At 67.4% G+C, this 22,792-nt stretch carries 22 protein-coding genes; 19 read left to right on the top strand and 3 right to left on the bottom strand.

The window, feature by feature from the left end:
* Position 1 precedes the first annotated feature (1 nt).
* From cheA to cheZ, 7 genes are all read left to right on the top strand, one after another.
* Positions 2–2,035 carry a chemotaxis protein CheA gene (cheA, locus tag AC3A6X_RS30260; RefSeq protein ID WP_487845639.1) on the top strand — a complete coding sequence of 678 codons (2,034 nt, stop codon included), beginning with the start codon at positions 2–4 and terminating at the stop codon, positions 2,033–2,035.
* An 18-nt stretch (positions 2,036–2,053) separates the two neighbouring features.
* Positions 2,054–3,361, top strand: coding sequence for an EAL and HDOD domain-containing protein (locus tag AC3A6X_RS30255; RefSeq protein ID WP_487845638.1), 1,308 nt, complete (start codon positions 2,054–2,056; stop codon positions 3,359–3,361).
* A 60-nt stretch (positions 3,362–3,421) separates the two neighbouring features.
* Positions 3,422–4,279 carry a CheR family methyltransferase gene (locus AC3A6X_RS30250; protein WP_487845637.1) on the top strand — a complete coding sequence of 286 codons (858 nt, stop codon included), beginning with the start codon at positions 3,422–3,424 and terminating at the stop codon, positions 4,277–4,279.
* Positions 4,280–4,463: 184 nt separating this feature from the next.
* Complete coding sequence (gene cheD, locus AC3A6X_RS30245) at positions 4,464–5,078, top strand: chemoreceptor glutamine deamidase CheD (protein ID WP_487845636.1); 615 nt, start codon at positions 4,464–4,466, stop codon at positions 5,076–5,078.
* Positions 5,075–6,151, top strand: coding sequence for a protein-glutamate methylesterase/protein-glutamine glutaminase (locus AC3A6X_RS30240; protein ID WP_487845635.1), 1,077 nt, complete (start codon positions 5,075–5,077; stop codon positions 6,149–6,151). The genes cheD and AC3A6X_RS30240 overlap by 4 nt, the downstream gene beginning before the upstream one ends.
* 39 nt (positions 6,152–6,190) lie before the next feature.
* Entirely contained in the window at positions 6,191–6,589 is a 399-nt protein-coding gene (gene cheY, locus AC3A6X_RS30235) for a chemotaxis response regulator CheY (RefSeq protein ID WP_487845634.1), read from the top strand.
* Between the two features lies 1 nt (position 6,590).
* Complete coding sequence (gene cheZ, locus AC3A6X_RS30230; RefSeq protein WP_487845633.1) at positions 6,591–7,229, top strand: protein phosphatase CheZ; 639 nt, start codon at positions 6,591–6,593, stop codon at positions 7,227–7,229.
* Between the two features lie 125 nt (positions 7,230–7,354).
* On the opposite strand, the gene AC3A6X_RS30225 is transcribed toward cheZ, so the two are convergent.
* Positions 7,355–8,749 (bottom strand): hypothetical protein, encoded by a 1,395-nt coding sequence (locus tag AC3A6X_RS30225; RefSeq protein ID WP_487845632.1) that lies wholly within the window; start codon positions 8,747–8,749, stop codon positions 7,355–7,357.
* 8 nt (positions 8,750–8,757) lie between these two features.
* Positions 8,758–9,180 (bottom strand): hypothetical protein, encoded by a 423-nt coding sequence (locus AC3A6X_RS30220; RefSeq protein WP_487845631.1) that lies wholly within the window; start codon positions 9,178–9,180, stop codon positions 8,758–8,760.
* A gap of 6 nt (positions 9,181–9,186) precedes the next feature.
* Here AC3A6X_RS30220 and AC3A6X_RS30215 point away from each other — a divergent pair, with 6 nt between their 5' ends.
* The 12 genes from AC3A6X_RS30215 to AC3A6X_RS30160 all read left to right on the top strand — a co-directional run bounded on the left by AC3A6X_RS30215 (position 9,187) and on the right by AC3A6X_RS30160 (position 21,864).
* Positions 9,187–9,504: a hypothetical protein gene (locus AC3A6X_RS30215; RefSeq protein ID WP_487845630.1), complete on the top strand. Its 318-nt coding sequence runs from the start codon at positions 9,187–9,189 to the stop codon at positions 9,502–9,504.
* Between the two features lie 163 nt (positions 9,505–9,667).
* Entirely contained in the window at positions 9,668–10,807 is a 1,140-nt protein-coding gene (gene flhB, locus AC3A6X_RS30210; protein ID WP_487845629.1) for a flagellar biosynthesis protein FlhB, read from the top strand.
* On the top strand, positions 10,804–12,900 hold the full coding sequence (flhA, locus tag AC3A6X_RS30205) for a flagellar biosynthesis protein FlhA (RefSeq protein WP_487845628.1): 2,097 nt from the start codon (positions 10,804–10,806) through the stop codon (positions 12,898–12,900). The genes flhB and flhA overlap by 4 nt, the downstream gene beginning before the upstream one ends.
* Positions 12,897–15,398 carry a flagellar biosynthesis GTPase FlhF gene (flhF, locus tag AC3A6X_RS30200; RefSeq protein WP_487845627.1) on the top strand — a complete coding sequence of 834 codons (2,502 nt, stop codon included), beginning with the start codon at positions 12,897–12,899 and terminating at the stop codon, positions 15,396–15,398. The genes flhA and flhF overlap by 4 nt, the downstream gene beginning before the upstream one ends.
* 55 nt (positions 15,399–15,453) lie before the next feature.
* The gene (locus tag AC3A6X_RS30195; protein WP_487845626.1) at positions 15,454–16,290 is read left to right on the top strand and encodes a MinD/ParA family ATP-binding protein; all 837 of its coding nucleotides are present in this window, start codon (positions 15,454–15,456) and stop codon (positions 16,288–16,290) included.
* Between the two features lie 29 nt (positions 16,291–16,319).
* Positions 16,320–17,057, top strand: coding sequence for an RNA polymerase sigma factor FliA (locus AC3A6X_RS30190; protein ID WP_487845625.1), 738 nt, complete (start codon positions 16,320–16,322; stop codon positions 17,055–17,057).
* 108 nt (positions 17,058–17,165) lie between these two features.
* On the top strand, positions 17,166–18,341 hold the full coding sequence (locus AC3A6X_RS30185; RefSeq protein WP_487845624.1) for a DUF3182 family protein: 1,176 nt from the start codon (positions 17,166–17,168) through the stop codon (positions 18,339–18,341).
* On the top strand, positions 18,341–19,141 hold the full coding sequence (locus AC3A6X_RS30180) for an alpha/beta hydrolase family protein (protein WP_487845623.1): 801 nt from the start codon (positions 18,341–18,343) through the stop codon (positions 19,139–19,141). The genes AC3A6X_RS30185 and AC3A6X_RS30180 overlap by 1 nt, the downstream gene beginning before the upstream one ends.
* Before the next feature lie 133 nt (positions 19,142–19,274).
* Positions 19,275–19,718, top strand: coding sequence for an FHA domain-containing protein (locus tag AC3A6X_RS30175; protein WP_487845622.1), 444 nt, complete (start codon positions 19,275–19,277; stop codon positions 19,716–19,718).
* Between the two features lie 131 nt (positions 19,719–19,849).
* A complete protein-coding gene (locus tag AC3A6X_RS30170) occupies positions 19,850–20,263 on the top strand; it encodes a hypothetical protein (RefSeq protein WP_487845621.1) in 414 nt (137 codons plus the stop codon).
* A 457-nt stretch (positions 20,264–20,720) separates the two neighbouring features.
* Positions 20,721–21,350: a hypothetical protein gene (locus tag AC3A6X_RS30165; protein WP_487845620.1), complete on the top strand. Its 630-nt coding sequence runs from the start codon at positions 20,721–20,723 to the stop codon at positions 21,348–21,350.
* Positions 21,351–21,618: 268 nt separating this feature from the next.
* Complete coding sequence (locus AC3A6X_RS30160) at positions 21,619–21,864, top strand: hypothetical protein (RefSeq protein WP_487845619.1); 246 nt, start codon at positions 21,619–21,621, stop codon at positions 21,862–21,864.
* Positions 21,865–22,061: 197 nt separating this feature from the next.
* On the opposite strand, the gene AC3A6X_RS30155 is transcribed toward AC3A6X_RS30160, so the two are convergent.
* Positions 22,062–22,715 carry a hypothetical protein gene (locus tag AC3A6X_RS30155; protein ID WP_487845618.1) on the bottom strand — a complete coding sequence of 218 codons (654 nt, stop codon included), beginning with the start codon at positions 22,713–22,715 and terminating at the stop codon, positions 22,062–22,064.
* Between the last annotated feature and the right edge of the window lie 77 nt (positions 22,716–22,792).

The following is a 22,792-nucleotide window of genomic DNA, read 5'->3' as shown; positions in this document are numbered from 1 at the left end:
CATGGACCTCAGTCAATTCACACAAGCATTTTTTGTCGAAGCGGTCGAGCTGCTGGCCGAGATGGAGCAGCTGCTGCTCGAGCTCGACGTCGCCTCGCCCGATGCCGAGCAGCTCAACGCCATCTTCCGCGCCGCGCACTCGATCAAGGGCGGCGCGGCCACCTTCGGCTTCACCGCCCTGACCGACACCACGCACCTGCTGGAGACCCTTTTGGACCGGGCGCGCCATGGCCAGCTGAGCCTGAGCGCTCCGATGATCGATGCCTTTTTGGAAACGAAGGACGCCTTGCAAGAACAACTGACGGCCTACCAGGCGGGCAAAGAACCGGAGCCTGAGAGGGTGGCGCACATCTGCGCCGTGCTGCAACAACTGGCGCTGGAGAACGGCGCTGCCGAGAGCGCGCCGGCACACAAGCCTGCGCCTGCACCGGCCCCGGTGGCGGCCAAGCCCGCGCCCGTCGAGCCCGTGCCGGCAGGCGCACTGCGCGTGCGTTTCTCGCGCCTGTCCGACAGCGAGTGCGACCTGCTCGCCGACGAGCTCGGCAACCTGGGCAAGCTGCTGTCACGCACGCGCGCCGGCGACCAGCTCACCGTGATGCTCGAGACCACGTGCAGCCCCGACGACATCATTGCCGTGTGCTGCTTCGTCATCGACGAATCGCAAATCCAGATCACGCAGATCACGCACGAGGCGGCAGCGCCCGAAGCCGCGGCACCCGTCGCCGAAGCCCCGCCCGCCGCCGCGGAAAGCGTGCAGGCCGCGGTGCCGAAGTCGGCGCCCGCCGCCGGCGCGCCGGCGGCGGCGAACGCCAAGGAGTCGAGCTCGATCCGCGTCGACGTGGAGAAGGTCGACCAGCTCATCAACCTGGTGGGCGAGCTGGTGATCACGCAGTCGATGCTGACCCAGGCCGCCACCATGCTCGACCCCGTGGCCTACGAGCGCTTCCTGAGCGGCCTGGGCCACCTGGAGCGCAATGCGCGCGACCTGCAGGAGTCGGTGATGTCCATCCGCATGATGCCGATGGACTACGTCTTCAGCCGCTTCCCGCGCGTGATCCGCGACGTCAGCGCCAAGCTCGGCAAGCAGGTGCGCCTCGACACCTACGGCAAGGAGACCGAGCTCGACAAGGGCCTGATCGAGCGCATCGTGGACCCGCTCACGCACCTGGTGCGCAACAGCCTGGACCACGGCATCGAGACGCCCGAGCAGCGCCTGGCCAAGGGCAAGGACGCCACCGGCCAGCTGCTGCTGTCGGCCCAGCACCACGGCGGCAACATCGTGATCGAGGTCAGCGACGACGGCGCAGGCCTGCACCGCGGCAAGATCCTCGCCAAGGCCCGCCAGCAGGGCCTGGCCGTGAGCGACAGCATGCCCGACGACGAGGTGTGGCAGCTGATCTTCGCGCCCGGCTTCTCCACCGCCGAGCAGGTCACCGACATCTCGGGCCGCGGCGTCGGCATGGACGTGGTCAAGCGCAACATCCAGGAGATGGGCGGCCACGTCGAGATCAGTTCGCGCGAAGGCCGCGGCACCACCACCCGCATCGTGCTGCCGCTGACGCTCGCCATCCTCAACGGCATGTCGGTCAAGGTCGGCGAGGAGGCCTACATCCTGCCGCTGAGCTACGTCATCGAGTCGCTGCAGCCGCGGGCGGAGCATCTGCACTCGATCACCGCCGACGGCCATGTGATCAAGGTGCGCGGCGAGTACCTGCCGCTGATCGAGCTGCACCGCGTGTTCGACGTGGCCGGCGCGCAGACCCACCCGACGCAGGGCATCCTGGTGATCGTGCAGGCCGACGACGCCCGCTTCGCGCTGCTGGTGGACGAACTGCTCGGCCAGCACCAGGTGGTGGTCAAGAACCTCGAGACCAACTACCGCAAGGTGCCCGGCATCTCGGCCGCGACCATCCTGGGCGACGGCAGCGTGGCCTTCATCATCGACGTGGGCGCCATGCCGCGCATCCAGCGGGCCCAGGCGATCAGCGCCGCCGCACTGGCGGGCGCTTCCAGGATCGACGCCATCGCGGCCTGAGAGCACGGAGACCCACGCATGCGCTTCGACTTCTTCCGTCGCCAGGAATCCAGCGGCAGCGCCGCGCCCGGCCAGGCGCCCGCCGCCCATGAACCCGACGCCAGCGGCTACGTGACCTACGCCCAGCTGCTCGATGCGCGCAAGCGCGTCATGGGCTACAGGCTCGCGTGGCGCCCGGCCTCGCCGGACAACGCGGCGGATGCCGTCGCGCAGTTCAAGGCGCTCATGAGCTGCGCCGGCAAGCATCTCAACGACCCCAAGGCCGGATGGGCGCTGGGGCGCACCCTGCTGTTCGTCGACGTCACGGCCGAATCGATCGTGACCGGCGAGCTGCAGCTCCTGCCAGCCGAGAACGTCGTGCTGTGCGTGGGGCTGGACCTGCTCATGAACGAGGAACTGCGGGCCATCGTGCTCTTCCTGCGCGAGCAGGGCTTCCACTTCATGCTCTGCGGCGCCGACGCGCTGCCGCAGGACGAGGAGCTGCGCGGCCTCGTGACCCACTTCGACGTGGGCGCGGGCGACAGGGCGCTGGTGGAGCGCCTGCGCGCCGGGGCCCAGCCGGGCCGGCCGCCGCTGCAGCTGATCGTCACGCGCATCAGTGAATGGGACGACTTCGATGCCGCCGCCGCGCAGCATCTGGAGGTGTTCGTCGACGGGCCCCGGCTCCAGCCCGGCGAGGACGATGCGCCCAAGCATGGCGCGCTGCAGCCCGCGTCGATGCTGATCGTGCAGCTGATGCAGATGATCCAGCGCAACCAGGACGTGCGCGAGATCGAGGCCGTGCTCAAGCGCGACGCGGCGCTGACCTACCGGCTGCTGCGCTACATCAACTCGCCGGCCATCGGCGCCGGCGTCGAGATCCATTCGATGCGCCACGCCGTGACCATGCTCGGCTATGCGCCGCTGTTCCGCTGGCTCTCCGTGCTGCTGGCCATGAGCAATGCCAAGGCCAGCCCGCCCTTCATGATGAAGAAGGCGGTCATGCGCGGCCGCTTCGTCGAGCTGATGGGCAAGGGGATGCTGCCCGCCTCGGATGCCGACAACCTCTTCGTGGTCGGCATGTTCTCGCTGATCGACCGGCTGCTCGGCGTCCCCATGCGGGAGGTGCTGGGCAAGGTGCAGCTCAGCGAGGCGGTGCACCAGGCCATCCTCGCGCGCGAGGGTGCCTACGGGCCTTTCCTGGCGCTGGCCGAGAGCTGCGAGGAAGACGGCGTGCGCGCCGCGAGCCTGGCGGAGGCGCTCTTCATGAGCGCCGACCAGGTCAACGCGGCGCACCTGTCGGCCCTCGCCTGGGCGCAGGACCTCGGCCCCGCCGAGGCCGCCTGAGGGGGTACGAGATGCAAGGCTTTTGCGCACTTGATCGAGGCATTGGAAAAGGCGAGCGCTATGTACATTGAAAGCCAGGCATCGGCTGCGACCGTGAACTCCGAATTCCACTTCACCGACCACGACTTCGCGAAGATCCGCACGCTGATCCATCGCCGCGCGGGCATCGCCCTGGGCGAGCAAAAGCGCCAGATGGTCTACAGCCGGCTGTCGCGCCGCCTGCGGGAGCTGCGCATGCCCGAGTTCTCGCGCTACCTCGAGATGCTGGAATCCAGCCACGACGGCGAGGAGTGGCAGGCCTTCATCAATTCGCTGACCACCAACCTGACCTCCTTCTTCCGCGAGGCGCACCATTTCCCGGTGCTGGCCGAGCATGCGAAGCGCAGCAAGCAGCCGGTCACCATCTGGTGCGCCGCGGCTTCCACCGGCGAAGAGCCGTACTCGATCGCCATCACGCTGGTCGAGGCCCTCGGCGAGCGCGCCTCCACGGCCCGCGTGATCGCCACCGACATCGACACGGCGGTGCTGGCCAAGGCCTCGGCCGGCGTCTTCACGCTGGAGCAGGTCAAGGGCCTGCCGCCCGAGCGGCTGCGGCGCTTCTTCAACAAGGGCACGGGCGCCAACGCCGGCAAGGTGCGCGTGCGGCCCGAGATCGCGGCCATGATCAAGTTCGAGCGCCTCAACCTGCTGGACCCGGTGTGGCCCGTGAAGGAGCCGGTGGACGCGATCTTCTGCCGCAACGTGATGATCTACTTCGACAAGCCCACGCAGAAGCGCATCCTCGACCGCTTCGAGCCGCTGCTCAAGCCCGGCGCGCTGCTCTTCGCCGGGCATTCGGAGAACGCGTCGCTGGTCAGCCCGAACTTCAAGGCGATCGGGCAGACGGTGTATGAAGTGAATCGAAAGGCCAGGCCATGAGCGCCGTCTTGCTCCCCCTCCCTCTGGGAAAGGGCGGGCGCCCTGACTTGCCCCCTCTCCCTCTGGGAGAGGGTTGGGGTGAGGGCGCCGGGCGGTTGAAAGGGCGGTGCGCCTGTTCCAAGGCCGAAGCCCTCACCCCAACCCTCTCCCCAAGGGGAGAGGGAGCAAGACAGGAAGCTTCCCCATGAGCGCCGCCGTCCCGGGCTCCGTCGCCAGCCACCACTACTTCGACCGCGACTTCGACCGCATGGCGGTCAAGCTCCTGCCGTCGGAGTACTACGTCACCGCCGCCGACACCGTGATGACCACGGTGCTGGGCTCCTGCGTGGCGGCCTGCCTGGTCGACCGCGATGCCGGCGTGGCGGGCATGAACCATTTCATGCTGCCGGAGGACGGCGAGCCGGGCAGCACGCGCGGCCAGGCCGAGTCGATGCGCTACGGCGCCTACGCGATGGACGTGCTGATCCGCGAGCTGCTGCGCGCCGGCGCGCGGCGCGACCGGCTGCAGGCCAAGGTCTTCGGCGGCGCCGCCGTGCTCGCCAACATGACCACGCTGAACATCGGCGACCGCAACGCCGACTTCGTGCTGCGCTATCTGGAGACCGAGCGCATCGCCGTCGCCGCGCAGGACCTGCGCGGCGCGCATGCGCGCCGCGTCTGCCTGCTGCCGCACAGCGGCAAGGCCGTGGTGCGCAAGCTGCGCGCCCAGGGCGAGGTGCAGTCGGTCCAGCGCGAGGAGGGCGAACTGCTGCGCCGGCTTGCCGTCGTCAACAAGAGCAAGGGAAAGTGCCTGTCATGAAGAAGATCAAGGTCTTGTGCGTGGACGATTCGGCGCTGATCCGCAGCGTGATGACCGAGCTCATCAACAGCCAGGGCGACATGACGGTGGTGGGCACCGCCGCCGACCCGCTGGTGGCGCGCGACCTCATCAAGCAGACCAACCCGGACGTGCTGACGCTGGACGTCGAGATGCCGCGCATGGACGGCCTGGAGTTCCTCGAGAAGCTGATGCGCCTGCGGCCGATGCCGGTGGTGATGGTGTCGTCGCTGACCGAGCGCGGCTCCGAGATCGCGCTGCGTGCGCTGGAGCTGGGCGCGATCGACTTCGTCACCAAGCCGAAGCTGGGCGTGCGCGACGGGCTGATTCAATACACCGAGCTCATCGCCGGCAAGATCCGCGCGGCGGCGCAGGCGCGGCTGCTGCCCGCCCGGCCCGCCGGCGCGAGAGCGACGGCCGAGAGCGCGCAGGAGCCGATGCTGCGCAGCCCGCTCTTGTCCACCGAGAAGCTGATCATCATCGGCGCCTCCACCGGCGGCACCGAGGCCATCCGCGAAGTGCTGCAGCCGCTGCCGCCCGACGCGCCGGCGGTGCTGATCGCGCAGCACATGCCGCCCGGTTTCACACGCTCCTTCGCGCAGCGCCTGGACGGCCTGTGCCGCATCCACGTGAAGGAGGCCGAGCAGGGCGAGCGCGTGCTGCCGGGCTATGCCTACATCGCGCCCGGCGGCTATCACCTGGCGCTCGCCCGCAGCGGCGCCAACTACGTGGCCCAGCTCAACCAGGAGCCGCCGGTGAACCGCCACCGGCCCTCGATCGACGTGCTGTTCGACTCGGCGGCCCGCCATGCGGGCAAGAACGCGATCGGGATGATCCTCACCGGCATGGGCCGCGACGGCGCCGAGGGCCTGCTGCGCATGAAGCAGGCCGGCGCCCACACGCTGTCGCAGGACGAGGCGAGCTGCGTGGTCTACGGCATGCCGCGCGAGGCCGTGCTGCTCGGCGCCGTCGACGAGGTGGCGCCCCTGAACGAGATGACCCGCCGCGTGCTCGCGCACCTGCGCACCTTCGGCGAACGCACCAACCGGGTGTGACGCCGGATCTGAATCCGAACCATTGAAGCTGGAGAAACCGTGATCGACAAGAGCATCAAGATTTTGGTCGTGGATGACTTCCCGACCATGCGCCGCATCGTGCGCAACCTGTTGAAGGAGCTGGAGTTCCTCAACGTCGACGAGGCCGAGGACGGTGCCGCCGGCATCGAGAAGCTGCGCGGCGGCGACTTCGGCTTCGTGGTGTCGGACTGGAACATGCCCAACATGGACGGCCTGACCATGCTGAAGACCATCCGCGCCGATCCCGAGCTGGCCAAGCTGCCGGTGCTGATGGTCACGGCCGAGGCGAAGAAGGAGAACATCATCGCCGCGGCCCAGGCCGGCGCCAACGGCTACGTGGTCAAGCCCTTCACGGCTGCCACGCTCGAAGAGAAGCTCAACAAGATCTTCGAGAAGCTGCAAAAAGAGGCCGCATGACATGAGCTCCAACACACAGGGCAACACGCACGACGAGCTCCTCGGCCGCATCGGCCACCTCACGCGCCAGCTGCGCGAGGGCATGCGCGAGCTGGGCCTGGACAAGCAGGTCGAGCGCGCCGCGCAGGCCATCCCCGATGCGCGCGACCGCCTCAGCTACGTGGCCACCATGACCGAGCGGGCGGCGCACCGCGCGCTCAATGCCATCGACGTTGCGCAGCCGATGCAGGAGGCACTGTCGAACGGCGCCAAGAGCTTGAGCGGGCGCTGGGATCAATGGTTCGCCAACCCCATCGAGCTGGACCAGGCGCGCGAACTGGTGATGGACACGCGCGGCTACCTGCAGCAGGTGCCCGAGCGTGCCAGCGCCATCAACTCGCAGTTGATGGAAATCATGATGGCGCAGGACTTCCAGGACCTCACGGGCCAGGTCATCAAGAAGATGATGGACGTGGTCAACGAGGTCGAGACGCAGCTGCTGCAGGTGCTGATCGACAACTCGCCGATGGAGAAGCGGCCGGAGCTCGCCGTCGTGCAGGTCAACAGCCTGATGAATGGGCCGCAGATCAAGGCGGACAATCCGGAGGCGGTGACGGATCAGGCGCAGGTGGATGATTTGTTGGAGAGCCTGGGGTTTTAGGCGGCAGTCAATCGGCCGACTCCGTGGACAGGCCGGTGCCCCGCACCAACCACCCCAAGGAAGGGACCTTCGGATGGAAGGAGCTATGCGGGACACGCATGAGCTTTGCTCGATGCGCACAGACCTTATTGGGGCAAAGGCGTGTTCTTGGAGCCGAATTTTTCCCAGCGTGACTGGTGGCGACTCAGCGATTCGGTCGCCTCCGGGCTCGCCTTGACGAGCGCAGCAATGGCGTCCACCCATCTAGTGAGCTCAGCGTCGCCATTACCAGCGGCGAGCAGCCTTTTGCATTGGGTCAGCAATACCATGCAAGTCAATGTTCCGAAGACGCGCTGCGAGGCGTAAGCGAATTGCTTCATCGCCTCCGGTGAAATGGGCGTGGTACGCAGAAAGCTCGCGAGCATGGTCGCCGCCGGTTCGGCAGTGCGGCCGCTGAACCACGTATCCGTAGCCAACCCACCCAGCGCCGTTGCCAGAAGGGCCTGGCCAACCGCATGGCCTTCCTTCGCTGGGGCAAAGGCGCTGCAACAGGCGCCCAGGGCCGCCCAGTCCTTGGCCTCGACGAGCGCTGAGAAATACTGGTACATGACAAGCGTTGCCTCACGGGGAAAGTAGTCCGACGGCGCAGATGCCAAGGCACTCGCGATCTGCTGCACGTGGCTCGTCGCCTCCAATTTTTTCTCTGTGGCGTTCTTCAACCCTTGAAGGCCACCTTCCAGTTGCTCCTTCCAGGAGCCTTGCTCAGTCGGAGAGGGCAGTATCGTTGGCGGGACCATGTCCTCATGGTTGATCGAGGTTGGCTGCTCGGACATCCCCCTCGATGTCTCAGGGTGCCGATCCTTGGAATACATCGAATGCAGCATGTCGTCAGCGATCCACATGTTCGGTGCGGGCTGCAGCGCCTTGAAGTCGGCCAGTTCGCGGTCGTTAAGGACGGGGATCAACGTGGAGACGGACTCGGCGCGCGCAGCGGGACTCAGCCGCTCCCAGGCCGTCACTAGCCGCATCTGAAACTTGTCGCTGAACTCCTTCGCGAGCTCAGCGGTTGGATTGCCAGTCTCATTGAGGTCGCGGACGTGTGACTGGAGTTTGCACAACGCTTGGATCGCGTGCGGAGTGGTCCAATCGGCGTGCAAGCTGCGCTTGACGGGGCCCACGAAACCCGCCAAAAAATGGTGCGCGAGCCGCATGGCATTGTCCGCGGACTCCATCGTCATGAGCTCGATGATGTCCCTGACCGGGATGTCCCACCGCGTAGGCACATTGTCGAGCTCCAGCATGCCGGAGGGCTTCACCTTCAGCCATCCACCCTGCTCGAGTCGATCGCGGAGGGCCTTCTTGCGCGGCGAGTCGCCAATGCCGTCATCCTGGCTCGACCGGGGGGGGCGCGGCAAATGGATCAGCCGGATCCCCAGTCCTGCCGCGGCGCCGAGGCAGTCGGGCGTCGACGGAAGCACTGCCAGCAATACGTCCTTCAGGTTGTCTGCGCCCGTGGTGTCGTCGTCGATGCTGTCGGCCATGCATAGCTTCACGATCCTGCTCTTTCGAATGTCCTCAGGACGCGATCTCGCGCGAATAGAGGGCAGAAGGTCAGGATTTTCTTGAGAAGCTGCACATTGCCTCGTTGCGTCGCCTGCCGAGCCGCAGCCACCAGCTGAGCTGCGCAGCGGTTGCTCAGTTTGGGAATCGACGCAATCGCTTGCACGAACGTGTCGCTCTTCTGCTGGGCAAGAATCGCGACTTGGGTGCGGGTGGAGCATCGGCTGAACAGCGCGAGTGCGGCCTCAGGGTTTTGCTGGGAGAGCCCCGGCAAGTTGGTGACCAGCATGTCCACAAGGTCTGCGGAGAGTGACGCTATGTTGTCGTTTGACAGTTTCAACTCACCGCTCATGACTAGCTTGCCGCAGATCTCGCCGAGTTCTTGTTCCGCTCGGGCAGCGACGGCACGCATGGCGCTTTGAATGCTGATGACCAAGAGCGCGCGGCAGTTCTGATTGCATTTAATGAGGCGCACCTGCTTCCGCAGCTCATGTCGGATCCACGTGTGGGGTGCGCCCTATTGCTTCATAGAGTTCTGGTAACGCAATTGGTTGAAAAAGAATCAGCCAATGCCATTGTTTTGGGTGCGCTTTTGCTTCCCGGTGAGCATTGTCAAAAGGTGCTTTCCGCGTTGGATATAAGGGGGGCTTTGACAACGATCGAGGTCGAGCGCACCTCGATCGACGACGCCTTGAAGGGGGCCAAGGACCACAAGCGCCTACCGTTTTCCTTCTGATTCCTCTTGGGCGTTCCCTCCGGGGGCGTATCGCACGGTGTGCGCGGCCTAACGCGCGAGTTGGAGGGCAATCCGCCCCCTGATCGAGGGATTGTCCAGCGCCCCCGAATCCAATAATCAGCCACGACTCGGCGATGTTCGCCGATGCTCTCCCGGAGCATGAATGGCTGAAGAAAGCGATCTCGAAAAGACAGAACCCGCCTCGCCGCGGCGCCTCGAGAAGGCGCGCGAAGAAGGCAACGTGGCCCGCTCGCGCGAGCTGGTCACCTTCGTTCTGCTCGGCACGGCGGTCGCCGGCCTGTGGGCCATGGCCGGGCCGCTGGGCAGCCACTTTCGTGCATCGCTCGGGCATGGCCTGCGCTTCGAGCGCGCCGCGGCCTTCGACACCTCCTTCATGCTGACGCAGGCCGGCCTGCTGACGATGCAGGCGCTGGTCGCGATGGCGCCGCTGATGGGCATGCTCGTGCTGGCCGCGCTGGTGGCGCCGCTGATGCTGGGCGGCTGGTTGTTCTCGACCCAGGCCATCGGCCCCAAGTTCGACAAGCTCGACCCCATCGCGGGCATCAAGCGCCTGTTCTCCACCCAGTCGCTGGCCGAGCTGTTCAAGGCGTTGGCCAAGTCGCTGCTGATCGGCGGCGTGGCCTGGGTGGTGATCATGGACGGCATGGACGAGGTCAACGCGCTGATGGCCCAGTCCGAGCGCGCCGCGCTGCCGCAGATGATCCTGCTGGTGGCGCGCAACTGCGCGCTCATCACCTCCGCGCTGCTGTTGATCGCGCTGGTGGACGTGCCCTGGCAGCTGTGGAGCTACTACCGCAAGCTGCGCATGTCGCGCGAGGACCTGCGCCAGGAGCACAAGGAGAGCGAAGGCGACCCGCACATCAAGGCGCAGATCCGCCGCCAGCAGCAGCAGATGGCGAGGCGCCGCATGATGTCCGAAGTGCCCAAGGCCGACATCGTGGTCACCAACCCCACGCACTTCGCGGTGGCCCTGAAGTACGTCGACAGCATGCGCGCGCCGCGTGTGGTGGCCAAGGGCACCGACGCCGTGGCCGAGCGCATCCGCGAGATCGCGAAAGAGAACAAGGTCGCGATCCTCGAGGCGCCGCCGCTCACGCGCTCGCTCTACAAGTACACCCGCCTGGGCGACGAGATCCCCGCCGGCCTCTACACCGCGGTGGCCGAGGTGCTGGCCTGGGTCTACCAGCTCAAGCGCTGGCAGACCGAGGGCGGCGAGGCGCCGCGCACGCCGGGCGATCTGCCCATTCCCCAGGACCTTGAATACAACCTGCAGAGCGCATGAACGCGATTGCCACCTTCCTGCGACTGCCGCCGCAGAGCCTCTCCGGAGGCAACATGAAGGGCCTGGCCGGCCCCATCCTCATCATCATGATCCTGAGCATGATGGTGCTGCCGCTGCCGCCCTTCCTGCTGGACCTGCTGTTCACCTTCAACATCGCGGTGTCGGTGATGGTGCTGCTGGTCAGCATGTACACCATGAAGGCGCTGGACTTCGCGGCCTTCCCGGCGGTGCTGCTGTTCTCCACGCTTCTGCGCCTGTCGCTGAACGTGGCCTCCACCCGCGTGGTGCTGATGCACGGGCACACCGGCCCCGACGCCGCCGGCAAGGTGATCGAGGCCTTCGGCCACTTCCTGGTGGGCGGCAACTTCGCGGTGGGCGTGATGGTCTTCATCATCCTGGTGCTGATCAACTTCATGGTCATCACCAAGGGCGCGGGCCGCATCGCCGAGGTCGGCGCGCGCTTCATGCTCGACGCCATGCCCGGCAAGCAGATGGCGATCGATGCCGACCTCAACGCCGGCCTGATCGGCGAGGACGTGGCGCGCAAGCGCCGTACCGAGGTGGCGCAGGAGGCCGACTTCTACGGCTCCATGGACGGCGCCAGCAAGTTCGTGCGCGGCGATGCCGTCGCCGGCCTGCTGATCATGGTGATCAACATCATCGGCGGCCTGGTGGTGGGCGTGGTGCAGCACGGGCTGGACTTCTCCACCGCCGGCAAGACCTACACGCTGCTGGCCATCGGCGACGGCCTGGTGGCGCAGATCCCGGCGCTGGTGATCTCGACCGCGGCCGGCGTGATCGTCTCGCGCGTGACCACCGACGAGGACGTGGGGCGCCAGCTCACCGGCCAGCTCTTCTCCAACCCGCAGGTGCTCTTCCTCACGGCCGCGATCATCGGCCTGATGGGCATGATCCCCGGCATGCCGAACCTGGCCTTCCTGCTGATCGCGGGCGGCCTGGTCTGGTTCGGCCGCCGGCTGCTGCTGCGCGCGCCGCAGAAGGCGGCCGCGCAGGCCGCCGCGGCCAAGGCCCTGGCTGCGGTGCCCGCCCCCGAAGCGGCCGAGGCCACCTGGGACGACGTGGCCCTGGTCGACCCGCTGGGCATGGAGGTCGGCTACCGCCTGATCCCGCTGGTGGACCAGTCGCAGCAGGGCGAGCTGCTGGGCCGCATCAAGAGCATCCGCAAGAAGATCGCGCAGGAGCTGGGCTTCCTGGTGCCGGTGGTCCACATCCGCGACAACCTCGAGATCCAGCCCAACAGCTACGTCATCAGCCTGAAGGGCGTGGCGATCGGCCGCGGCGAGGCCTACCCCAACCAGTGGATGGCGATCAATCCCGGCCAGGTGACCGGCACGCTCCCCGGCACGCCCACGCAGGACCCGGCCTTCGGCCTGCCCGCGGTGTGGATCGACGCCAGCCAGCGCCAGCAGGCGCAGGCCTTCGGCTACACGGTGGTCGACGCCTGCACGGTGATGGCCACGCACCTCAACCACCTGATCCAGACCCACGCCGCCGAGCTGCTGGGCCGCCAGGAAGTGCAGCAGCTGCTCGACCAGGTCGGCAAGACCGCGCCCAAGCTCACCGAGGACCTGGTGCCCAAGGTGATCACGCTCAGCACGCTGCACAAGGTGCTGCAGAACCTGCTCGCGGAAGAAGTGCCGATCCGCGACATGCGCACCATCCTCGACGTGATGGCCGAGCAGGCGCCGACCGTGAAGGACGCGACCGAGCTGACCACGCTCACCCGCCTCGCGCTGGGCCGTGCCATCGTGCAGCAGCTGTTCCCGGGCGACTCGGAACTGCAGGTGCTCGGCCTCGACGCCACGCTCGACGGCATGCTGCAGCAGGCCATGACCAGCAACAGCGGCATCGAGCCCGGCCTGGCCGACAACCTGCTCACCCAGACCCAGGCCGCGATCACGCGCCAGGAGCAGATGGGCCTGGCGCCGGTGCTGGTCGTGCAGCACCCGCTGCGCGTGCTGCTCTCCCGATTCCTGCGGCGCAGCCTGCCGCAGCTCAAGGTGCTCTCGCATGCCGAGATCCCTGATTCCCGTCACATCAAGATCACCGCCACCATTGGAGGAAGAGTTTGAACATCATCACCGACGTGCGCAGCGCCGCACGCAAGTTCGTCGCCGCCACCAGCCGCGAAGCCCTGCGGCTGGCCCGCGAAGCCCTGGGCTCGGAGGCGATGGTGCTGACCAACCGCGTCGTCGCCGAGGGCGTGGAGATCGTCGCCATGGCGCCGGAGGAAATGGAGCAGGTCGCGGAGTACGCGGCGCCTGCTGTTGCACTGCCCGCGCCCGCGCCTGCTGCTGCGACGCCTTTGCCGATGGCCACCGCCGCGATGCCCGCGCCGATGCCGGTGCCCTCGATGCCGCCGATGCCCTTCATGCCGTCCGTGCCCTACCGGCCGGCGGTGCCCGTCACGCCCTTGCTGCAGCAGGCCATGCCCGCTGCGCCCGCGATGACCTTCGCGCCGGCGGGTGAAGCACCCGCTGCGGCGGCGCCGCACGCCGACCCCGTGCTCAGCGAGCTTCACTCCATGCGCGGCATGATCGAGGAACAGCTGGCCACCGTGGTCTGGAACGACCGCCAGCGCCGCGACCCGATGCGCGGGCGGCTGCTGCGCACGCTGCTGGGCGCCGGCTTCAGCGCCCGCCTGGCCAAGGCCATGCTGGAGCACCTACCGGCCAACCAGAGCTACGCCCAGGGCATGGCCTTCGTGCGCTCGGAGCTGATCCGCACCCTGCCCGTGATGGAGGACGAGGATGCGCTGCTGGCCCAGGGCGGCGTCTACGCCCTGATGGGCCCCACCGGCGTCGGCAAGACCACCACCACCGCCAAGCTCGCCGCGCGCTGCGTGATGCGCTTCGGCGCGGACAAGCTCGCGCTGGTGACCACCGACAGCTACCGGATCGGCGCCTACGAGCAGCTGCGCATCTACGGCCAGATCCTCAACGTGCCGGTCTACGCGGTGAAGGATGCAACCGACCTGCAGCTGGTGCTCAACGACCTGCGCAACAAGCACATGGTGCTGATCGACACCGTGGGCATGAGCCAGCGCGACCGCGCCGTCTCCGAGCAGATCGCCATGCTCGGCAGCAGCCCGCGGCCGGTGAAGCGGCTGCTGCTGCTCAACGCCGCGAGCCACGGCGACACCCTCAACGAGGTGGTGCATGCCTACCGCCACGGCGGCAGCGACAACGCGCTGGCCGGCTGCATCTTCACCAAGGTCGACGAGGCCACGCACCCGGGCGCGCTCATCGACACCGTGATCCGTCACCGGCTGCCGGTGCACTACGTCTCCAGCGGCCAGAAGGTGCCGGAGAACCTGGCGCCGGCCGATCGCGCCGCGCTGGTCGATAGCGTGTTCCAGGCCAAGGCGCCGAGCGCGCTCTTCGTGCCCGGCGAGAGCGACCTGCAGGACCGGCCGGCTCCGGCCGAGGGTGCATCGCAGGTGGCCGAGGCGCAGGCCGAGACCGAGCGCCTGCGGCTGAAGTACCAGCAGCTGATCCATGCCATGGCCCACGACGCGCAGGAGGTGGCCTGGGCCGCCAAGGCGCTGGCCGATGCCGACCTGGGCTTCGACGCGGCACGCGAGCTGTGGCGCATGGCGGCTGACGAGAACGTGCTGCACAAGTCCGTGCTGCAGTCCTTGAAGGCCCATGCCTGGAGCGAGATCGCCACCGGCTGCGACCGCCATGTGCTGGCGCTCGGCGGGCAGCTCGGCCTCAAGTCGAACGAGGGCGGCGATGCCTACGCCTGCGAAAGCAGCCTGCTGCTGTCGGACCGCGACGGCCGGCCGCTGGCCGCGCCCAACCAGTGGCTCTCCACCGCCGGCGCGCGCACGGCCGGCGAGGCCGCGCGCAAGCCCGGCCAGCGCCCGCTGCAGTGGCTGGCCCAGCAGGACTTCGGCAAGCCGGTGGTGCATGTGCTGCCGCGCCTGCCCACCGTCGAATTCATGGGGGGCATGCAGGCCCGCGGGCTGGGCTGGCTGGCGCGTGCGCCGGGCTCGACCGCCATCGCCGATGCAAGCACCGGCCGCGGCAGCACGCTGGCGCGGCTGGAGCTGGCCTTCGGTCAGCCACATGCCGTGCGCTTCAAGGGCAAGCCGGCGCTGCAGGCCGAGGCCCATGCCGAGGTGCAGCTGCGCGGCGAGCACGGGCTGCCGGCCCTGCGCTGCGTGGTGACGCGCGTGATGGAGCCGAAGACCCGCAAGATCCTCGCGCAGGGCTACCTGCTGTCGAACCTCGGCGGCGAGGTCGATGCGACGCAGCTCGCGCAATGGCAGGCCTGGGCCGCCGAGGCCGAGCCCTGCTTCCGCCTGATCCGCCAGGGCCTGCAGCTGGTGGGCGGCCTGGGCGAGCTGGGCGACCCGCAGATGATGAAGCGCGTGCTGATCGCCGGCCAGGCCAGCACCACCGTGTGGCGGCTGCTGCATGCCCATGGGGAATGGGCGGGCCGCACGCGCGTGTTGCTGGGCCAGCTGACCGGGCGGCGCCTGCGGCCCGACCGCACGCCCTCCGGCAACGTGATTTACGAAGGCGTGGCCAAGTTGTTCCTGCTGCTGGAGGCGCTGGGCTCATGAGTCGATGGGCCGCTCCCGAGACGAATACCGCAGCGCGCAGCGCGGAGGTCGCGCAGTGAGCAAGTTGGTGGCAGATCAAGCCGACGGTCTGCGCCGCCTGCTGGCGCAGACGCGCACGCGCGTGCTGGCCTTCGCGAGCATGGGGCGTGGGCTGGGCGTCACCACGATGGCGATGAACCTGTGCGCGGCCTTGGCGTACCAGGGCAGGGAAGTGCTGCTGCTCGACGAGCACGGCACCGACGCCGGCACGGCCTCGGCCGCCTGGGCCGTCGAACCGCTGGGCACGCTGGCGGACGTGGCCAACCGCCGGCTCACCCTGCATGGCGCCGCCGCGCGCGCGCCCTGCGGCGTGCAGGTGCTGCCGGCCGTGCCGCGCACGCCGGCCGGCAGCCCCGACCCGCGCACGCTGTGGGAGGGCGACGTGATCCTGATCGATGCCGTGCTCGACGGCGAAGGCCAGCTCTCCGCCTTGGCGCAGGCGGCCGACGAACTGGTGCTGGTGATGCAGCCGCATGCGGCCTCCATCACCGCCACCTACGCGGGCATCAAGCGATTGCACTACGCGCATGCGCTGCGGCAGCTGCGCTTCCTGGTCAACGGCGTGGCCGAGCCCGGAGCGGCGCAGCAGGTTGCGCACAACCTGGCGCAGGCCGGCAGCCGCTACCTGGCGGTCTCGCTGCAGCCCGCCGGCTGGGTGCGGGCCGAGCCCCACATGGCCGACGCCGGGCGCCTGCGCCGCACCGTGGTGGAGGCCTATCCGGCCAGCCCCGCGGCGGCGGACTGCCGCCGCATCGCCGACGAGATGGGCCAGTGGCCCTGGCGCCCGGGCGCGAGCCTGGCGCCGCAAGCCGCGCCCGCGACGCAGGGCACGAACACCGCCGCAGCCTGCTGAAAGTACTTGGAGAAGGAAGAAGGACGACCGTGTACACCGCACAGGGAACCATTGAAAAGTCCCATCTGCTGAAGCAGCACCAGCCGATGGTTCGCCGCATGGCGCTGCAGATGCTGGCCAAGCTGCCCGCCAGCGTGGAGCTCGACGACCTGATCCAGGCCGGCATGATCGGCCTGCTCGATGCCTCGACGCGCTACCAGGACAACCGCGGCGCGCAGTTCGAGACCTTTGCCAGCCAGCGCATCCGCGGCGCCATGCTCGACGAGCTGCGCGCCAACGACTGGGGCTCGCGCGGCCTGCGCCAGTCGGCGCGCAAGGTCGAGGGCGCGATCCAGACGCTGGAGCACCGCCTGGGCCGCGCGCCCACCGAGGGCGAGATCGCCAAGGAACTGAAGATGACGCTGGAGGCCTACCAAGGCCTGCTGCAGGAGATCCAGGGCTGCCAGCTGCTCTACGTCGAGGACTTCTCGGCAGACGGCGAGGGCGACAGCCCGTTCCTGGACCGCCATGCCAGCGAGGCGCGCGGCGAGCGCGGCGGCGACGACGATCCGCTGGCGCAGTTGCTGGAGAGCGGCTTCCGCCACCAACTGGTGGACGCCATCGGCCAGATGCCGGAGCGCGACCGGCTGCTGCTCAACCTCTACTACGAGGAGGAACTCAACCTGCGCGAGATCGGCGCCATCCTGGAGGTCAGCCAGTCGCGCGTGTGCCAGCTGCACAGCCAGGCCATCAGCCGGCTGCGGGCGAAGCTGAAGGATCTGCTCTGAGGGGGTGGGGGCACCGGGCCTGTCCACCCGCCCGCCTCATGTAGGAAAACGCCGCCAGCACGGCCCCAAAGTTTGATTTCCGCTGCGCGATCACCCAGCATATTGGGCATGGACACACCCATCTTCAGCGCGCTGCCCGGCGGAGCCCAGACGCTCGCCGGTGACGGGGCCGTGCTCGCCGAGCCAGGCCTCCAAGGAACCGTGGTCGCGCTGACGGCTGACCACCATGCCTACGCCAGCGAGCACGAGCGGGCGACCCGCGCCCAGCTCGCCTGGCGGCTGGCCCGGCTCAAGAAGTCCCGCTTCGAGGGCGAGTACGACCGCGCGCGCAGCTACGCCACGCCGGTGTACTTCGTGCCCAGCGACACGCTGGTCGGCGACGCGCTGCCCAGCGCGCTCGGCATCGCGAGCCATCACGCCCTGTTCGGCGGGGTGGTGCCCTATCCCTTCGTGCTGACCAAGGCGCTGGTGCATCCGCTGATCGATCCGGCCGCCGCAGCGCCCGTGGGGTGGAGCCACGGCTTCGCCGGCCAGGTCGCCCACGCGGTGCTGCAGGGCTTCTCGGTCTTCTCCCGCGAAGATGCGAGCCGCGCCGGCCTGCGCCTGTTGGAACAGGGCGCAGTGCGCGTCAAGCCGGTGCGGGCCACGGGCGGTCGCGGCCAGCAAGTGGTGCGCGACCGGCGGGCGCTGGAGGAATGCATCGCGGCCATGGACGCGGCGGAGATCGCCGAGCACGGCCTGGTGCTGGAAGAGAACCTGGAGCAGCCCGTGACCTACAGTGTCGGCCAGGTGCACGTGGGCCAGGCCGTCGCCAGCTACTACGGCTGGCAGCGCCTGACCACCGACAACCACGGCCACAAAGTCTATGGAGGCTCGGACCTCACCGTGGCGCGCGGCGGCTTCGATGCGCTGCTCGCCCTGAGCTTCCCCGAGGAGATCCGCCTGGCGGTGGAGCAGGCGCGCAGCCTGCATCGTGCGGTTGTCGCCTCGTTCCCGGGCTTCTTCGCCTCGCGCATCAACTACGACGTGGCGCAAGGCGCCAGCAGCGCCGGGCGCTGGTGCTCCGGCGTGCTGGAGCAGTCGTGGCGCGTGGGCGGCGCAAGCGGCGCCGAGATTGCGGCGCTCGAGGTGTTCGAGGAGCAGCCCGAGCGCCCTGCGGTCAACGCCTCCTGCTTCGAGATCTATGGCGACGGCGTGGTGCCGCCGCCCAACGCGTGCGTGTACTTCAGCGGCGTGGATGCCAGTGTCGGCCCGATCACGAAGTACACCGTGGTCGAGCCCTGATGCCCACCCGACATGCCCTCATCGACATCCCCGTAGACGGCGTGCACATCGCCGGCACGCTGGTCGCGGCCTCGACCATGGTGCCCGGCGTGCTGCTGGTGCATGGCTGGGACGGCAGCCAGCAGCAGGACATCGCACTGGCCCACGAGCTCGCCGCCCTGGGCTGCATCTGCCTGACCTTCGACCTGCGCGGCCACGCGCGCCATGTAGCGCAGCGCGAGGCCGTCACGCGCGAGGACAACCTGCGCGACGTGCTGGCCGCCTACGACACGCTGGTGGGTCATCCGGCGGTGGACCCCGCTGCCGTCGCCGTCATCGGCAGCAGCTACGGCGGCTACCTCGCGGCGGTGCTGAGCTCGCTGCGCCCCGTGCGTTGGCTGGGCCTGCGCGTGCCCGCCATCTACCGCGACGAGAACTGGGAGCAGCCCAAGCGCCGCCTCAACGGCGACGACCTCACGCTGTACCGCCAGGCCACCATCGAGCCCGAGAAGAATCGCGCGCTGGCGGCCTGCGAGGACTTCTTCGGCGACGTGCTGATCGTCGAATCGGAGAACGACACCATCGTGCCGCATCCGGTGATCGAGAACTACCTGGCCGCCTTCAAGTTCGCGCGCTCCCTGAGCCACCGCGTGATGGAGGGCGTCGACCATGCGATGTCGAAGAGGGCCTGGCGCCAGGCCTACGTGCAGATCGTGGTGGCCTGGATGACCGAGATGCGCCTGGCCGCCAAGGCCGAGGAGAAGGCGCGGCCGAAGCAGCAGGCGCAGCGCTACGAGGCCTGGCCCAGCGCGAATGCTTGAGCGATCGCGCGCCATGCGCGAGGCGGCGCGAGAAGCGCGAAATATTTAATACGCCTGTTTGCTGCATGCCCTTCAGGAATGGCGGAAGTGAGCCGAAAAGCACTCAGAGCCAATCAAACAGCGAGCACACAACATGTCCAGACTCATCATCCTCGCCCGGCACGGCAGCGTCAGGCAAGTCAATATCCAGGGCGCCATCACCATGATCGGCCGCGATCTCGAGTGCGACGTGCAGATCGACAGCCTGGGCGTGAGCCGGCGCCACGCCACCATCCACTGGACAGGCGATCGCTTCGTGCTGACCGACCTGGGGAGCTTCAACGGCACCTTCGTCAACAGCGAGCGCATCTGGCAGCACCCGCTGAAGAACGGGGATGCGATCGCCATGGGCGAATGCCAACTGCGCTTTCTCTACAGCTCGAAGGCCCTGCCCAGCGAGGACGCGCTGCGCCTGGTCACGCGGGTCGACGATCTGCACGACTTGCACGCAGGGCGCGAGCGCAGCGACTGGGCCGCCTTCTTCCGGCGCAGCAGGACGACGAGCAGCCGCGACGGGGCGGTGGCGCGCTACCGTTGATGCCAGGCGTAGCAGGAGTGCTGCGGGCAATCCGTTAGTGGCGGGGCGGAACTGCGAGTCGGCAAGGGTTACTGACAAAAACAACAACCCCAGAGGACGACGACCGCCTTGCGGAGTCGTTTCACCACGTCATGTCCGCTATCGAATCCTTGCTGGGTCCCGACCCTGGGGCGCAGGCCGGCCAGCCGGCCCGTACACCCCGCACGCTGCTCGTCGGCACGGATGTCCTGATCCATCTCCAGGAAGATGAAAGCCGTGAGGAGGTCACTCTCTACAGCGTCCCGGGATTGATGCAGGAAGTCGCCTGGCTGGCCGAGCGCACCGACGCCTGGTCGCATGTGCTGCCCCATCATGCACACGAGCAAGCCGTGTGCGCGCTCATCGTGAATCCGGGTACGCGCGAGGTCTTCCTGTCCGAGACCTGGCCGCGTGCAGCGCTCGATCAAGTCACGCTGGGGCAAGAACTGAATGCCCATGCCGAGCGGCATCGCCTGTGGCAACGCATGCTGCGGGTGCCGCAGGATGACGGCATTCTTCTTGATTGACGAGGGTCTCCATGCATTGGGCGAGCAACACCAAATACCAACTCCTGCCGACCTTCGGTATTCAATTTCAGAGGAACGAGGCCGTGTATTTGGGCTGTGGGGGTGCCGGAGACGCTCCTATCAATGCGGATGCCCATCCGGGCAAGCTACCCGGTATTCAGGAGCTGGTGAGCCTGCACTCTGGATTCCCACCCAGACTGCCCTCACCCCGATCCTCCCTCCGCTGCAGCCACAGACACAGTGCAAGCCGCTCATTCCACCGGACTCAGCGACCACGTCCGACGAAGAGGTCGGTGTCGACTCTTACGAGCCCGGGGACTTCGGTTCGTACGAGCCCGGGGACTTCGACGCATACGAGCCCGAGGACCTCGACACGTACGAGCCCCACGCCGAACCACATCCGCGGGCCGCGGTCGACCTTCGGCCTTCGAAGTGGTCTCGTCCATTTGCCGGCAACATGTCGCAAGCGGATCTGGCCGATTTGCATCGCTTCACGACCCAGCCTCCGCCGCAAGTCCAGGTCTTTGATCTGGACGAAATTGGTTTGCGGTTGACCGCGTCGCGGAAGGCACGTGAAACGAGTTCCAAGACTTCGCAGGTGCGGGAGAGCCGCGATGCATCCGTATCGTCAAGCGCACAGCCCTTGCCTGCTGAAAATCCAGTTGATCTGGACCCTGCCGCGCTTGTGGATGCACTGCAGACGTGGAAGCAGGTGCGAACCACCTCCAAGGGCACCATGTTCGAGTTGAAGAAGATGAAATCTTTCGAAGACATGGTTCCGTACGTCGAGAACTTGGAAGCCTGCCAAGCTGGCGTGCTGGCGATGGCGTCGTGGGGTTGGCGAGAAACAAACCGCGAAGCCTCACAACTGATGGCATTGTTGTTTCTGTTTACCGGCGGGGCTCCTCCTAAGAAGATCGCGAATGAATTCTTGAAGCTTCTTCCCGCCGTTTGGCCGCGCAAGCTCGAGCACCTGCGTGAGCGCTGCCTGCATACCTGGCGTACAGCTCGGTACGCGGAAGCGAGAGAGAAGACATATGAATTGGTGGAAAGCCGTTATGGCACCTCGGGAGATGCTGATCAATGAACGACGTCGGCGCGCTGCAGACGCAGCGGTGGCGCGCTACCGTTGATCGCTGCGCGCGCCACGCGCGTGCATGGCGCATCGCTGCCGTCCGGCAGTCCTGTCACGGGGCAGGGGTCCGCTGCCGGGATAATGAAGGGATGTTCTTATTGAGATCCCGCCTCGCCTTTCCGGCGAAGGCCACGTCCCACTTCCGATGAGCCAGGAACCCTGTCGTATCGTCCTCGGTGAGCGTTGGACTGCCTTCGCCCAGGAAAGAGAGGGCATGCACATGCTGGGCACCGTCCAGCGGGGCATGCAGATCGGCGCACTCGCGAGGTTGGCGGACGGCAGCTATGCCCAGGTCAACGGCGATGTCGTCGAGGTCATCAACAAGAGCCGGGTGGAGTTCGCCCTGCGCGCGGCGACGGGGACCCGGCCCGGCGATCCGATCGTGAATCTCCGCCGCCCGCCGGCATCGGCGGTGCCGGTCGTGATCAAGAAGCGCCGGCGGATCGTGCTGCCGCCTGAGGCTTAGATCCGCGTCGGCATTGCCGCTGAGTTGGATGCGATTGCCATGGGCGTCGCGACCGCCGTGCTTGAAGTCCGATATCTAAAGTAAGACGCCTTTGCCGAGGCTCGCATGGATGATCCGACTCGGCACCGCGCGCAAGCCGGGCGATCACGTGCCTTATCGTTCGAACTGCCGGCGGCTCGCGGACGTCGCCGGGCAAGTCATTCGGACCAGTTGTCGGGGCGCGGAATCCGGGACATCTCAATGCCCGTGTCGTCGCGGTCTTGATCATTTTCGCTGGATACGAACGATACGCTTGACCCGCTGAGGTCGTAGCGGTAGACCTGCGCGAACCGGGCGTTTGGACCCCTCGGCGTATTGACGTTTTCAACCGCTTCAGGCGTGTCTTCTCGAAGAGGAGGGAGGACACCCCGGGCTCCGGGCCCCTGGACCGGCCGCGATCGCGACATGCCTTCGTTGTGCATCATGTACAGCATCGGGTAGGCCATCATGACCAGCATCGCGACGATCATGTTCGCGAGCACGATCTGCGTGAAGTCGTCCATGCCTTCGAGCAGGGAACTCATCAGGTCCAATCCACGCAAAACGAACACGATGAGCATTAGACGTGCGGCATTGGTGAGCCACATCTTCCTGCCGAATTGCTCGAGGAAGTTGGTGCCTATTGAGACAACGCCAAGCTTTTGGCGCAGGGGCGCGCTGTCTCGCAGTCTTAGCTCTTCAGCTTCTTTGGCCAACATGCCCAGGAGTTCGCTTGGATTGACCTGACGCTCCCTCTGCCCGATCGAATCCACAACCGCTTGCTCAACGGGCGTGAGCGGGAGGGGGAGATAGGCTCTCACGAACTCATACACGTACAGCTCTTTCTTGAGAGCTAGGCGAGTCTCCCGAGGGAGATGCGCGCGCAGCTGCCGGCATGTTTTCATGATCT

The sequence above is a fragment of the Variovorax sp. Soil_C_12 genome (genome assembly GCF_057657375.1).
The sequence above is the reverse complement of the archived record's forward strand: the minus strand, read 5'-3'. Positions and strand labels throughout refer to the sequence as shown.